We start from the raw sequence: 13465 nt of genomic DNA, 5'->3' as shown, positions 1-13465 counted from the left end.
AAGAACTACCCCAAATGAGGCAGATGATGAAAAATTCATCATCGCATCAGCGTTTCTGATCGATCAACCGGCCGCTTCCAGCGCCTCGGCCGGCTCACGGGCCCGGACCCGCAGCAGGAACACACCGGCGGCCACCAGGATGAACAGCGCGGCGGCAAGATAGGGTGCGCCGGCAAAAGTGAAAGGCGCCTCAGGCCGCGTGAAATAGGAAAACATCTGGGTGAAGATCAGCGGCCCGACAATGGTGGTGATGCTGCTGAGGCTGGTAAGCGCGCCCTGCAGCTCACCCTGCGCCGAAGGCGGCACCATGCCGGCGGCGATGCTGCGCAGCGGCGGGTCGGCGACGTTTTCGATGACGGTCGCAACGATGACGACATAGACGACCCAGCCTTCCCAGGCGAAGGCATAGCCGGTCAATCCTGCAGCTGAAAAGCAGAGGCCGAGAAGAGCGGTCTTCCATTCGCCGAGCACCGGCACGATCCGCGGCAGAACCAGCCCCATGACGATCACGGCGCCGATGCCGTAAATGCCGAGCGACAGGCCGATCTGCCCCTCGCTCCAGCCGTAGCGATAGGTCGAGACGAAGGACCAGACCGAGGGATAGACGGCATGCGCCAGGAAGAACAGGAACATGACAAGGCTGACCCAGCCGATGCCGGGATAATGGCGCATCTGGCGCAACGCACCGAGCGGATTGGCGCGTTTCCACTCGAATCGGCGGCGGTTCTTCGCCTCCAGCGTTTCCGGCAGCAGGAAGCAGGCGGCGATGAAATTGACAAGCGACAGCGCAGCCGCGCCGAGGAACGGCACACGCGGGCCGAATTCGCCGAGGACACCGCCGACGACGGGGCCGATGGTGAAGCCGACGCCGAAGGCGATGCCGATCAGCCCGAAATTTTTCGCCCGGTTCTCCTCCGTGCTGATATCGGCGATATAGGCCGAGCAGGTGGCGAAACTGCCGCCACTGATACCAGCAAGCACGCGGCCGACGAACAGCATCCAGAAGCTGGTGGCGATGCCGCAGATGAAATTATCGATCGCGAAGGTCAGCACCGAAAGCAAAAGGATCGGCCGGCGGCCGAAACGGTCGGACAGGTTTCCGAGCAGCGGCGCGAACAGGAATTGCATGCCGGCATAGACGAGCATCAGCCAGCCGCCGTCGATCGCCGCGTCGCTGACGCTGCCGCCGGTCAACTGCTCCAGATAGGCGGGCAGCACCGGCATGATGATGGCGATACCGATAATGTCGAGGAAGAGGATGATGAAGACCAGGAAAAGGCCGCGGCGAACGAATTTTGGGTCGAGCATGAGGCATCTCTACAGCGGTTGGTTCTGAAAAGACGATCTCGTCGCCGAGAAAGTGACATAGCTCAGAAAAGAAACCGAAACAATCCGTGAACATTTCAAAGTTTTTGATAATGTTCAACGGGAAAATTATGAGAAGCCTCAACCGGTGGGCGCGCGCTGTCGTTCCAGTTTCAGAAAATCGCCAGCCGCCCAGCGGATCGCCGGGCAATGCGTTCCCTTGCAATCGCCGCGACCGCATCCAGATCAGAAGACAAGACCGATCATTGTGCATTTCCCGCACAGCCTGTTCGATGTCGTCCGATTATCGCCCGAATGCGAAAGCGGTAAAACGGCGCCCGGCAGCGCCGCTTCGGCGCAGAAGAAGGAGAAGACAATGCAGACCTATCGTTTGGGAAAGACCGGACCTGATGTCTCGGCCATCGGCCTCGGCTGCATGGGCATGTCCGGCATGTACGGCCCCTCCGATCGCGCAGAAAGCATCGCGACGATCCATGCCGCGCTCGATGCCGGCATCAACCTGCTCGACACCGGCGATTTCTACGGCATGGGCCATAACGAAATGCTGATCGGCGAGGCATTGAAGGGCCGCAGACGCGAGGAAGCCGTCATCAGTGTCAAATTCGGCGGCCTGCGCGATCCCGTCGGCGGCTGGAACGGCATCGACGCCCGCCCGGTCGCGGTGAAGAACTTCCTCAGCTATACGCTGCAGCGCCTCGGCGTCGACTATATCGACATCTACCGTCCCGCCCGCCTCGATCCGAACGTACCGATCGAGGACACCGTCGGCGCCATCGCCGACATGGTCAAGGCAGGTTATGTCAGGCATATCGGCCTGTCGGAAGTTGGCGCCGACACGATCCGTCGCGCCGCCGCTGTCGCCCCGATCGTCGACCTGCAGATCGAATATTCGCTAATCTCGCGCGGCATCGAGGAGAAGATCCTGCCGACGACACGCGAACTCGGCATTTCGATCACCGCCTACGGCGTGCTCTCGCGCGGCCTGATCAGCGGCCACTGGCAGAAGGGCCAGGGCGGAACGGCCGGCGATTTCCGCGCCTACAGCCCGCGCTTCCAGGAAGGCAATATCGAGGAGAACCTCGCTCTGGTGGAGAAGCTGCGCGAGATCGCCCAGGCAAAGAGCGTCTCGGTCGCCCAGATCGCCATCGCCTGGGTCGCCGCCAAGGGCAAGGACATCGTCCCGATCATCGGCGCCCGCCGCCGCGACCGACTGACGGAAGCGCTGGGCTCACGCGCCTCGACCTGTCGGCAGAAGATTTCGCCACAATCGACCGCGCCGTGCCGAAGGATGCGGCCGCGGGTGGGCGTTATCCCGAGCATATGCTGCAGCATATGGACAGCGAGAAGTAGGCAGCGGATGAAAGGGGCTGCGATGTGCCTTGTGCCATGCGCCCCTTCCTCTCTCCTCAAACCGGTCCCGAGAACGTATCGCAAGCCGACAGCTGGCCGCTGTCGAAGCCGCGCTTGAACCATTTGACCCGCTGCTCCGAGGTACCGTGGTTGAAGCTTTCCGGGACGACGTAACCCTGTGACCGCTTCTGCAGCGAATCGTCGCCGATCTGCTGGGCGGCGTTCAGCGCTTCCTCCAGATCGCCTGACTCGAGCAGACCCTTCTGCTGGGTATATTTGCCCCAGATGCCCGCAAAGCAATCGGCCTGCAGCTCGACGCGCACCGACATCTTGTTGGCGTCGGCCTCGCTCATACGCTGGCGGGCCTGGTTGAACTTCGGCAGGATGCCGAGCAGGTTCTGCACGTGATGGCCGACCTCATGAGCAACGACATAGGCCTCGGCGAAATCACCCGACGCGCCGAAGCGGTCGGAAAGCTCCTGGAAGAATTCGGTATCGAGATAGACCTTGTGGTCACTCGGGCAGTAGAACGGGCCTGTTGCAGATGATGCGGAGCCGCAGGCCGATGCCGTCGAGCCCGAGAACAGCACGAGACGCGGCTCTTCGTAATTTTGGCCCTGCGCCTGGAAGATGCCCTTCCAGGTATCCTCGGTCTCGGCAAGGACGGTGCGCATGAATGCGGTCATCTCGTCGTTGGCGGGCGTGCGTGTTCCACCGGACTGGCTCTGCTCGTAGCCAGGACCGCTTGTCGTGCCGCCGGTATCGAGCATCTGCAGCAGATCGATGCCCATCATCTTGAAGATGAAATAGATGACGACGAGAAAGATGATCGTGCCGATGCTGAGGCCGCCGCCGGCGCGGCGAACGCCGCCGCCGGAAGGAAAGTTGAAGCCACCGCCGCGGCCGAAACCGCCGCCGGTCGGACCGCCACGGCGATCCTCAATATTGTCGGACTGACGCCGGCCTTTCCATTCCATCTTCGCTCTCCCCGGCAATGCCTGTGCTTGCGCTCAGGGAGTTATATATCCGTCGGCGGCCGGAATTCCAGCGACTTCATCGGGCAATCAGGCGCCCGCGTCGGCGACGCAGCACGATTGCGATCAGGATCGAGCCGATCACCGCCGCGGCAAGGACAACCGGCCATTCCGCGCCGGTGAAGGCGACCGCATGCATGATCCGGCCAGGCACGAAAGTGAACAGGCCGGCAAGGACGATGCCGCCGAAATAAAGGCCTGCGACGATGCGCTTGTGCAGACGGATATCACCGCGACGAGCCGCCGCGATCGCATTCCAGCTGCCGAACAATGTTGCAATCGACAGAAGATGGATCGGGCTGAACCCGTAGAAGAGATCAAGTTCATGAATGAAGAAGCTCGATACCGCCGTGACAACCATCAGCGCCATCCAGATCCTGCCGAGCAGCCGGTGCAGCGGCGTGCCCTTGGGGCGCAGCAGGATATAGGCGCCGAGAAGTGCCGCCGGCGTAACAGCAGTGACATGGATCTGAACGGCGAGCGGGGCGTCGAGGAGCGGTTCGAGGGTCATGAGCGGCATCCGGTTGAATTCGATCGCTCTTTCCGCCAAGACTTCATCTGCCTCAATCCAAACCGCGCGAACGGCAGGAAAACTTCGTGATTCACCTCTTCTTGCAATCCACGCTTCGCGAATTGCAGGTCTTTCTCCACTCCCGGCGCTTCTGGGGAACCTTTGCCGCGATCGTCCTGCTCTTTGCCGTCACCGGCCCCTACGGCACGATGGAAAGCATGGCCTTCGGCGAACGCCTCGCCTACTGGCTGACCCTGCATGCCGTTGCCTGGACGATCGCCATTCTCTGCGCAGTCACGGCCGAAAGACTGCTGCAGGGGGTGATCGTTTCGATGTTCGCCCGCATGATGGCGGGCTCGCTCATAGCCGCCCTGCCGATCGGTTTTGCCATCGGCCTCGTCGACTATGTCTTCACCGGCGAAGCGACTACGCTCGAAAGCGGCCTGCAGCGCGCGCTTTTTGCGGTGCCGCTCTGCGCCCTCTTCTGCCTTTTGACCTATATGGCGATGAGCCAGAAAATCGCCGAAGCCGCAGTTCCTCAGGAAACCAGCCCCGCAGCCTCGATCCTCGACCGGCTGAAACCTGAGAATCGTGGCTCGCTGCTGCGCCTTTCCGTCCAGGACCACTATACCGAGGTGGCGACCAGCCGCGGGCGCGAACTGGTGCTCTTGCGTTTCGCCGATGCGCTGAAGGAAACCGCCGCGACGCCGGGCCTTCGCGTCCATCGCTCGCACTGGGTGGCCGACGCCCATGTCGAAAGCCTGAAACGCGACAATGGCAGGCTGCTGATCCTCACTCGCGACGGAACGGCAATCCCGGTCAGCCGCAGCTATGCCGAGGAAGTGCGCCGCCGTTTCACGTAAAGAAGAGGCGCCAAGCGTTTGATGGGACTCCCGCTTTCGCTCTTCCGGAAGCAGGGCGGCGGCGAAATCCGGGTGGCGGTCGTGTCTGTTGGGAAATAGTCTTTCGCGCCGTGTTGGATTCCTGTCGATTCCGCGATTTATGGGGTTCCGTTTGCAAATACATTTGCCTATAAGCCGCTTCTAGCCTGAAAAGACCCAGCATGCGCGACCCGACCCGGTGATCTCCCACCCTGGCCGGCTTTCTGCGCAGCCAGAAAACGGAAGCACCCATGCCGAAGCGCCAAGATATCAAATCGATCCTCATCATCGGCGCGGGACCGATCGTTATCGGCCAGGCTTGCGAATTCGACTATTCCGGCACCCAGGCCTGCAAGGCGCTGAAGGAGGAAGGCTACCGCGTCATCCTCGTCAACTCCAACCCGGCGACGATCATGACCGATCCGGGCCTTGCCGACGCCACCTATGTCGAACCGATCACCCCCGAGGTCGTCGCCAAGATCATCGCCAAGGAGCGTCCGGATGCGCTGCTGCCGACCATGGGCGGCCAGACGGCGCTGAACACCGCGCTTTCGCTGAAGCGCATGGGAGTGCTCGACCGCTACAATGTCGAGATGATCGGCGCCAAGCCCGCCGCCATCGACATGGCCGAGGACCGCGCGCTGTTTCGCGAGGCGATGGCCCGTATTGGGCTGGAAACTCCGCGCTCGATGCTGGCGAACGCCACCGACATCAAGGACCTCGACCGCAAGACGCACGAGGCCGAGCGCGTCAAGCTGCGTGAAAGCCTCTCGGGATCCGACCTCGACAAGGCGCTGGACGAGCTGGAAAACCAGTGGAATCTCGGCGAGAGTGACCGCAAGCAGCGTTACATGAGCCATGCCATGGCAATTGCCGCCCAGGCGATCGATCATGTCGGCCTGCCCGCCATCATCCGTCCTTCCTTCACGCTCGGCGGCACCGGCGGCGGCATCGCCTACAACCGCTCGGAATTCTTCGAGATCGTCGGCGGTGGCCTCGATGCCTCGCCGACCACCGAAGTGCTGGTCGAGGAATCGGTGCTCGGCTGGAAGGAATATGAAATGGAGGTCGTCCGCGACAAGGCGGACAACTGCATCATCATCTGCTCGATAGAAAATATCGACCCGATGGGCGTCCATACCGGCGATTCGATCACCGTCGCCCCGGCGCTGACGCTGACCGACAAAGAATACCAGATCATGCGCAACGCCTCGATCGCGGTGCTGCGCGAGATCGGGGTCGAGACCGGCGGCTCGAACGTCCAGTTCGCCGTCAATCCGAAAGACGGCCGTCTCGTCGTCATCGAAATGAACCCGCGCGTCTCGCGCTCGTCGGCGCTTGCCTCCAAGGCCACCGGCTTCCCGATCGCCAAGATCGCCGCCAAGCTGGCGATCGGCTATACGCTCGACGAGCTGGATAACGACATCACCGGCGGCGCAACGCCTGCCTCCTTCGAACCGTCGATCGACTACGTCGTCACCAAGATCCCACGTTTCGCCTTCGAGAAATTCCCCGGCGCCTCGCCGGTGCTGACGACCGCGATGAAATCGGTCGGCGAAGTCATGGCGATCGGCCGCACCTTCGCCGAATCGCTGCAGAAGGCGCTGCGCGGCTTGGAAACCGGACTGACCGGCCTCGACGAAATCGAGATCCCCGGCTTTGAAGAGGGCGAATCCAGCCAGAACGCTATCCGCGCCGCAATCGGCACACCGACGCCCGATCGCCTGCGCATGGTCGCCCAGGCGCTGCGCCAGGGCATGAGCGAAGCCGAAGTCCACGAAGGCTGCAAGATCGATCCCTGGTTTATCGCCGAACTGAAGGCGATCGTCGAGATGGAAGCCCGGATCCGCGAGCACGGCCTGCCCCAGGATGCCACAAACCTGCGCATGCTGAAGGCCATGGGCTTCTCCGACGCGCGTCTGGCGACCCTGACCGGCAAGCGCCCCAAGGAAGTCGCCGAATTCCGCAACAGCCTAAATGTCCGCCCTGTCTTTAAGCGCATCGATACCTGTGCCGCCGAATTCGCCTCGCCGACCGCCTATATGTATTCGACCTATGAGACGCCTTTCGTCGGCGCCGCCCGCTCCGAGGCTGAAGTGTCCGACCGCAAGAAGGTGGTCATCCTCGGCGGCGGCCCGAACCGCATCGGCCAGGGCATCGAGTTCGACTATTGCTGCTGCCACGCCGCCTTCGCGCTGAAGGATGCGGGTTATGAAGCAATCATGATCAACTGCAACCCGGAAACCGTCTCGACCGACTACGATACCTCGGACCGCCTCTATTTCGAGCCGCTGACGGCCGAGGATGTGATCGAGATCCTGCGGGCAGAACAGGAAAAGGGCGAAGTCGTCGGCGTCATCGTCCAGTTCGGCGGTCAGACGCCGCTGAAGCTTGCCGAGGCTCTTGAAAAGAACGGCATCCCGATCCTCGGCACCGCGCCCGATATGATCGACCTTGCCGAGGACCGCGACCGCTTCCAGAAGCTCCTGATGAAGCTCGACCTCAACCAGCCGAACAACGGCATCGCCTATTCGGTCGAGCAGGCCCGCATGGTCGCCACCGAAATCGGCTTCCCGCTGGTCGTGCGTCCCTCTTACGTGCTCGGCGGCCGTGCCATGCAGATCCTGCATTCGGAAGGACAATTGCAGAGCTACCTGCTTGATACCGTGCCTGAACTGGTACCTGAGGATATCAAGCAGCGTTATCCCAACGACAAGACCGGCCAGATCAACACCCTGCTCGGCAAGAACCCGCTGCTCTTCGACAGCTACCTCAGCCACGCCATCGAAGTCGATGTCGACTGCCTCTCGGACGGCACCGACGTCTATGTCGCCGGCATCATGGAGCATATCGAGGAAGCCGGCATCCATTCCGGCGACAGCGCCTGCTCGCTGCCGCCGCGCACGCTCTCCAACGAGATGCTCGACGAGCTGGAGCGCCAGGCCAAGGCCATGGCCAAAGCCCTCAATGTCGGCGGCCTGATGAACGTCCAGTTCGCCATCAAGGACGATGTCGTCTACGTTCTCGAAGTCAATCCGCGCGCCTCGCGCACCGTGCCCTTCGTCGCCAAGACTATCGGCGCACCGATCGCCAAGATCGCCGCCCGCGTCATGGCCGGCGAGAAACTCGATGCCACCTTCGCCGCCTACGGCGAAAAGCCCGATCCGCGCAAGCTGAAGCACATCGCCGTCAAGGAAGCCGTCTTCCCCTTCGCCCGTTTCCCCGGCGTCGACACGCTGCTCGGCCCGGAAATGCGCTCGACCGGCGAGGTCATCGGCCTCGACACCGATTTCGCGCTGGCCTTCGCCAAGTCGCAGCTCGGCGCCGGCGTCGAGCTGCCGCGGGATGGGACGGTCTTCGTCTCCGTCCGCGACGCGGACAAGCCGCGCGTGCTGCCGGCGATCCGCATCCTCGTCGAGCAGGGCTTCAAAGTGCTGGCGACCGGCGGCACTGCCCGCTTCCTCGCCGAAAACGGAATCACTGCCACCAAGATCAACAAGGTGCTGGAAGGCCGTCCGCACATCGAGGACGCGATCCGCAATCGCCAGGTCCAGCTCGTTATCAACACAACCGATGGCAACAAGGCGATCTCGGACTCCAAGTCGCTGCGGCGTGCGACGCTGATGCAGAAGGTGCCCTACTACACGACGATGGCAGGGGCCGAGGCCGCCGCCCAGGCGATCAAGGCGCTGAAGGCCGGCAATCTGGAAGTACGGCCGCTGCAGAGCTACTTCGCCTGAAGTAATGCAACGTTACCGCTCGATGAGCGGTGACGCTGCCCGCTCGGTCATTCCTTAAATCGGAATCAATTTATCCAGCCACGGCCATAAGCCGCTGGATTTTCAGCATATCTTCGCGAAATCGCGCCAGTTCATCCACTTTCAGCCGCTCGTCGGGAATACGCAACAGATAGGACGGATGCACAGTCACGAAGAGCGTGCGCCTCTCGTCGATCGCGATCGCTTTCCCCCTGACATCCTGCAGCCGTTGTTTCGTATCGGTCAGCGCCGCGAGCGCCGTCGCCCCCATGGCAACGACCAGCTTCGGCTTGATCAGCGCCATCTCCAGATTGAGCCACCAGCGGCAATGCTTCACCTCGCCCACATTTGGCTTCTGATGGATGCGACGCTTGCCGCGCGGCTCATATTTGAAATGCTTGACGGCATTGGTGACGTAAAGCGTTGAGCGGTCGATGCCGGCTTCAGTGATCACCTGGTCTAGCAGCCTGCCGGCGGGACCGACGTAGGGGCGCCCTGATATATCCTCTTGGTCGCCCGGCTGCTCGCCGACGAACATCACCTCTGCATCGCGCGGCCCCTCCCCGAATACGGTTTGCGTCGCCTTCGCATGAAGCGGACAACGGGTGCAGCCGGCAGCTTCCGCGCGCAGTGCTTCCAGCGTGCCCGCCAGCGCTTCAGGCTCGGCGGGAATGCTGCGCGCGGCTTCCTGCAGGCGATCGTGAAAGGGCAACGACTGGGTCGCCTCCCTTGCAGCCATGGCCCTCACCTTGCTCTCCGCCGATGCGATCAGCCCAGGGATGAGATCGGATTCCGGCAGGTTCTTCCAGTATTTTTTCGGCATCTCCGCCTGCATCGCCTTCAGCTTCAACCGCGCCGGATTGAAAATGCTGGCATAGTAGGTGCGCCAGAGGTCATCGGTAGCATCGGTAAGATTGGGTTTTTCACACGGTTCGTCGCTCATCGTCAGCCGCTCGCCGTCCCAAGCGGCCGATCCCCTGGGTGAGGCGATCAACCAGTCCATGTCGGTGAAGCGCCGTTGGAAGAAAGGCGCTGTGCGCCTGACGATATGGTGATCCGGCTCGAACCAGGCGAGGAATTTTCGACGGTCCGCCGACACCGCACCAACCTCCTTGAAGCGGAGGAAGGCCGTCATCTTGTGCGCGTCGCGCCTAACGTTTTTCGCCATCAGCCTGGCACGGGCGACGTCCTCGTCGGAGGCCACTTCAAGCAGTTGCCGGTCCAGCTGCAGCCGCCAGAGCAGACGGTAAAGCAGGGAAAAGCGCGCCGGGTCGCAATGGCAGAGAACTGTCTCCGCCAGCTCGATGAAGGCGGGCGGCACCGTCATCGGCTTGCGTGCCATGATGGGCGCCGGCGGCATGGCGTCGCGTTGAAACGCAAGGTCCGCCTCCTCGCTTTTTTCGCGCCAATCGATCTCTTCCGGCAGGATGCCCGCGGCCGCGAAAGCGCGCGCGGCGTCGCGCCACTCGGCAAGCTCCCCGCGTCCTGAAAGCACCACCCGGCGCATCACAGCAACGACAATTGTTCAGGTTGCGGTTCGAACATGGCGCGAAGGTCGGGGCGCTCGATCAATCGGCGCGGCGACCAGCCTTCCGCCGAGATAAAGGACTGAACCTTCTTGATCGAAACGCCGAGCCGCTGGAGATCGTCGAGCCGCAACCGGCGAAAACGGCGGGCCGAAACAATCGCTTTGACTGTCTTGGTGCCGAGGCCGGGCACACGCAGCAACCGTTCACGCTCGGCCTTGTTGATATCGACGGGGAACTCGGCCCGGTTGGCGAGCGCCCAGGCAAGTTTGGGGTCGAGGGAGAGATCGAGCATGCCATCCGCCTGGTTCGCGGTGATCTCGTCGATGCCGAAACCGTAGAAACGATAGAGCCAGTCGGCCTGGTAGAGCCGGTGTTCCCGCATCAGCGGCGGCTTGATCAGCGGCAGGTTTTTCGACGAGTCCGGGATCGGGCTGAAGGCGGAATAATAGACGCGCTTCAGCCCGTAGCTGCTATAAAGCCGGCCGCTGGTCGCAAGGATCGTCGCATCGTTCGCGCCATCGGCGCCGACGATCATCTGCGTGCTCTGGCCGGCCGGCACGAAACGCTGACGCTTCTTCGTCCGCAGCGTCGGTTCGCCGGCGGCCTCGATCTTCAGCCTCAGATCCCCCATCGAACGCCGGATATTGGCAGGCTTCTTTTCCGGCGCGAAGCGGGTGATGCCGTTATCCGTCGGCAACTCGATATTGAGCGACAGCCTGTCGGCATGAAGCCCCGCCTCCTCGATCAGACGCGGCGACGCCTCAGGGATCGATTTCAGATGGATATAGCCGCGGAAATTATGCGTCACACGCAGTTCGCGGACGATGCGGACCATTTCTTCCATCGTATAATCGGACGAACGGATAATGCCGGAGGAAAGAAACAGGCCTTCGATATAGTTGCGGCGGTAAAATTCCAGCGTCAGCCAGATGACCTCCTCGGGTGTAAAGCGCGCCCGTTCGACATTACTCGACGAGCGATTGACGCAATAGGCGCAGTCGTAGATGCAGAAATTGGTCAGCAGTATTTTCAGTAGCGAAATGCACCGCCCATCCGGGGCATAGGCATGACAGATCCCGGATCCCTCGGTCGAACCGAGCCCGCCGCTTGCGCGGGAATCACGTTTCACCGTGCCGCTGGAAGCGCAGGAAGCGTCATATTTCGCGGCATCGGAAAGGATGGCCAAGCGTTCTGTTAGCGACTTCTTCATTAGTATGTTCACTATATGTTCCTGCATGTGAAGTCAATCAGGACGATGCGATTTCTGCCCATTTTCAAGCTGCATCACCGGATGTTGGAGCAGGCCGCGTTTCTTTCATGCGAATTTTCTGGAAATCGGCCTTGGCGATCTGCTATAAGCGTCCGACTAAGATTGTGGCACGGTTCCGAAGCTCCCCTTCGGGACCTGTTTTCTTTTGTGTTCGCCGCTGATTATGCGGATACAAGGATTGAAGGACAGAAAAATGGTTGAAAAGGTACCGATGACACCGGGCGGTTTCGTCAAGCTGCAGGAAGAACTGCGCTGGCGTCAGCAGGAAGAGCGTCCCCGAATTATCGAGGCGATCGCCGAAGCCCGTGCCCATGGCGACCTTTCCGAAAACGCCGAATACCACGCCGCCAAGGAAGCCCAGAGCCATAATGAAGGCCGCATCAGCGAGCTGGAAGACTTGACGGCGCGCGCCGAGGTCATCGACCTCACCAAGATGTCGGGCGACAAGATCAAGTTCGGCGCCAAGGTGAAGCTCATCGACGAGGACACCGACGAAGAAAAGACCTATCAGATCGTCGGCGACCAGGAAGCCGACGTCAAGGCCGGCCGCATCTCCATCTCCTCGCCGATCGCCCGTGCGCTGATCGGAAAGGAAGTCGGAGATTCCATCGAGGTCAATGCGCCGGGTGGCTCCAAGGCCTACGAAATCCTCCAGGTTTCCTGGGGCTGATCGCCCGCCAGCCGCGAGACCCCTCCCTTGCCTGATATCCGTGACGTCGAGATCATTGCGCCCAATTTCAAGCGCCGGCTCTCCGGCGTCACGTCAACTATAGTTCAGCTCATCCCATGCCAGATCCGGCTCGGTATCAAGATCGCGACACTCGGCCCCGGCCTGCCGGAGGACCTGCCGAAACTTAAGGGACGGCAGCTCCTCGGCCTCTGGCGCCCACCGGCGCGCCGGCGCCAGCGTGTCTGGCACGCTCGCCGCAACAACGAGATGGCTGTCGGCATCCTGCTGCGTCATCTGTTGCGCATGCCGCTGAAGCTTCTCTTCACCTCGGCCGCGCAACGCCGGCACACCGCCTATACGAAATGGCTGATCCGTCGCATGGACGCTGTCATCGCGACCAGCGATCGATCCGGCTCGTTCCTGGAGGTACCGCACACGGTGATCCAGCACGGCGTCGACCTTGCCTTGTTCCATCCGCCGGAAACGGCGGAGGATGGCATTGCCGCCACCGGCCTGCCGGGCCGCCATCTCATCGGCTGCTTCGGCCGCGTGCGCCACCAGAAGGGCACTGATCTTTTCGTCAGGGCGATGATCGAACTGCTGCCGCAGCACCCCGAGTGGACGGCGGTCGTCTCCGGCCGGGTGACGGCCGAACACACGGCATTTGGCGACAAACTCAAGGCGGATGTCGCGGCCGCCGGGCTCAGCGACCGTATCCTCTTCCTCGGCGAAGTGCCTGACATCAAGGTCTGGTATCGCCGCCTGACGCTTTACGTCGCCCCTTCTCGCAACGAGGGTTTCGGTCTGACGCCGCTCGAAGCGATGGCCTCGCGCACCGCGGTGGTGGCATCGGACGCCGGCGCCTATGCCGAACTCATCGTCACGGGCGAGACGGGCTCGGTCGTCGCCGCCGGCGATGGCGAGGCGCTGACGCGGGCAATCGCGCCCTATATCGCCGACCCCGCTCTGGCAGTGGCCCATGGCGAGAATGCGCTGCGGCATGTCAGGGCGAATTTTGCGCTGGAGAGGGAAGCGAGCGCGATCGGCGCCGTTTACAACAGCCTTCTCGGCGACAATCGCGGCTGAAGCAGAAAAGAGAAACGGCCCGTTGGATAACGGGCCGCTGCAGGGATTCT

Annotated in this window: 9 protein-coding genes and 1 pseudogene; 5 read left to right on the top strand and 5 right to left on the bottom strand. The window is 62.1% G+C overall.

Going from position 1 to position 13465, the window contains the following annotated elements; translation table 11 throughout:
* Positions 1 to 63: 63 nt before the first annotated feature.
* Positions 64 to 1308: a TCR/Tet family MFS transporter gene (locus GR198_RS33105; protein WP_164070347.1), complete on the bottom strand. Its 1245-nt coding sequence runs from the start codon at positions 1306 to 1308 to the stop codon at positions 64 to 66.
* A gap of 373 nt (positions 1309 to 1681) precedes the next feature.
* On the opposite strand from GR198_RS33105, the pseudogene GR198_RS33100 reads away from it, so the two are divergent.
* Positions 1682 to 2676: pseudogene (locus GR198_RS33100) on the top strand (aldo/keto reductase).
* Between the two features lie 56 nt (positions 2677 to 2732).
* Here GR198_RS33100 and ypfJ read toward each other — a convergent pair.
* Positions 2733 to 3653: a KPN_02809 family neutral zinc metallopeptidase gene (gene ypfJ / locus GR198_RS33095; protein WP_029873331.1), complete on the bottom strand. Its 921-nt coding sequence runs from the start codon at positions 3651 to 3653 to the stop codon at positions 2733 to 2735.
* Between the two features lie 76 nt (positions 3654 to 3729).
* A complete protein-coding gene (locus tag GR198_RS33090) occupies positions 3730 to 4260 on the bottom strand; it encodes a DUF2306 domain-containing protein (protein WP_029873330.1) in 531 nt (176 codons plus the stop codon).
* 47 nt (positions 4261 to 4307) lie between these two features.
* Here GR198_RS33090 and GR198_RS33085 point away from each other — a divergent pair, with 47 nt between their 5' ends.
* Together GR198_RS33085 and carB are read left to right on the top strand one after the other, a co-directional pair.
* Positions 4308 to 5084, top strand: coding sequence for a LytTR family DNA-binding domain-containing protein (locus GR198_RS33085; RefSeq protein ID WP_164070346.1), 777 nt, complete (start codon positions 4308 to 4310; stop codon positions 5082 to 5084).
* A 269-nt stretch (positions 5085 to 5353) separates the two neighbouring features.
* Positions 5354 to 8842: a carbamoyl-phosphate synthase large subunit gene (gene carB / locus GR198_RS33080; protein ID WP_164070345.1), complete on the top strand. Its 3489-nt coding sequence runs from the start codon at positions 5354 to 5356 to the stop codon at positions 8840 to 8842.
* 70 nt (positions 8843 to 8912) lie between these two features.
* Here carB and GR198_RS33075 read toward each other — a convergent pair whose 3' ends face one another.
* Positions 8913 to 10367 carry a UdgX family uracil-DNA binding protein gene (locus tag GR198_RS33075; protein WP_164070344.1) on the bottom strand — a complete coding sequence of 485 codons (1455 nt, stop codon included), beginning with the start codon at positions 10365 to 10367 and terminating at the stop codon, positions 8913 to 8915.
* The gene (locus GR198_RS33070; protein WP_164070356.1) at positions 10367 to 11599 is read right to left on the bottom strand and encodes a putative DNA modification/repair radical SAM protein; all 1233 of its coding nucleotides are present in this window, start codon (positions 11597 to 11599) and stop codon (positions 10367 to 10369) included. The genes GR198_RS33075 and GR198_RS33070 overlap by 1 nt, the downstream gene beginning before the upstream one ends.
* A gap of 253 nt (positions 11600 to 11852) precedes the next feature.
* Here GR198_RS33070 and greA point away from each other — a divergent pair, with 253 nt between their 5' ends.
* Together greA and GR198_RS33060 are read left to right on the top strand one after the other, a co-directional pair.
* On the top strand, positions 11853 to 12329 hold the full coding sequence (gene greA, locus GR198_RS33065; protein WP_012758398.1) for a transcription elongation factor GreA: 477 nt from the start codon (positions 11853 to 11855) through the stop codon (positions 12327 to 12329).
* 27 nt (positions 12330 to 12356) lie between these two features.
* A complete protein-coding gene (locus GR198_RS33060; RefSeq protein ID WP_029873325.1) occupies positions 12357 to 13415 on the top strand; it encodes a glycosyltransferase family 4 protein in 1059 nt (352 codons plus the stop codon).
* Positions 13416 to 13465 lie beyond the last annotated feature (50 nt).

The organism is Rhizobium leguminosarum (assembly GCF_010668065.1).
Classification (GTDB): Bacteria; Pseudomonadota; Alphaproteobacteria; order Rhizobiales; family Rhizobiaceae; genus Rhizobium; species Rhizobium leguminosarum_S.
The sequence above is the reverse complement of the archived record's forward strand: the minus strand, read 5'-3'. Positions and strand labels throughout refer to the sequence as shown.

Coding starts and splice junctions, on each gene's coding strand:
- ypfJ (WP_029873331.1), bottom strand. CDS start 3,653: ATGGAATGGAAAGGCCGGCGTCAGTCCGACAATATTGAGGATCGCCGT.
- GR198_RS33105 (WP_164070347.1), bottom strand. CDS start 1,308: ATGCTCGACCCAAAATTCGTTCGCCGCGGCCTTTTCCTGGTCTTCATC.
- carB (WP_164070345.1), top strand. CDS start 5,354: ATGCCGAAGCGCCAAGATATCAAATCGATCCTCATCATCGGCGCGGGA.
- GR198_RS33070 (WP_164070356.1), bottom strand. CDS start 11,599: ATGAAGAAGTCGCTAACAGAACGCTTGGCCATCCTTTCCGATGCCGCG.
- GR198_RS33075 (WP_164070344.1), bottom strand. CDS start 10,367: ATGCGCCGGGTGGTGCTTTCAGGACGCGGGGAGCTTGCCGAGTGGCGC.
- greA (WP_012758398.1), top strand. CDS start 11,853: ATGGTTGAAAAGGTACCGATGACACCGGGCGGTTTCGTCAAGCTGCAG.